The following is a 434-nucleotide window of genomic DNA, read 5'->3' on the forward strand; positions in this document are numbered from 1 at the left end:
GGCCTTTCTGGCCGGACCACAGGATCTTTCCTTCAGCGAAACCGCAAGCGACGTCTCGGTGCAGATGTGGACACGGCTTCGTGGCGTCGTCCTGCCGCAATACAGCCTCGATTGGGTGCGCGTCATCCAGCCCGCTTCCTTCAGCCTGAGTGTTGCGTCCAACCGCATCAAGCCGGCGCGGCTTGCCGCACCTTTCGCGCGGGCCATCGACAGTGCCTACCGCAAGCGGATGGCGCCGGGCGAACAACGCTGGTCCGCCGTGTCTGCCGCCGGCATCGGTCAGGCCGGTTTCACGACACAGGAAACCGATCGCAACGGCTTTGCCGCCGTGGTCGATCGTTTCATCGCGCAGTTTCCGCTGCGCCCCGAATGGGCTGAAGGGCAGCTCGACTACATTCTCGGCGATGCGGAGCAAAAGCCCGAACAGGGCGAGC

General features: G+C 64.5%; 1 pseudogene. It reads left to right on the forward strand.

The features are described from left to right. Nucleotides 1–434 (forward strand): annotated as a pseudogene (locus ACTJKM_RS36080) (hypothetical protein); the annotation flags it as partial.

The organism is Ensifer sp. 22460 (assembly GCF_052044935.1).
Lineage (GTDB): Bacteria > Pseudomonadota > Alphaproteobacteria > Rhizobiales > Rhizobiaceae > Ensifer.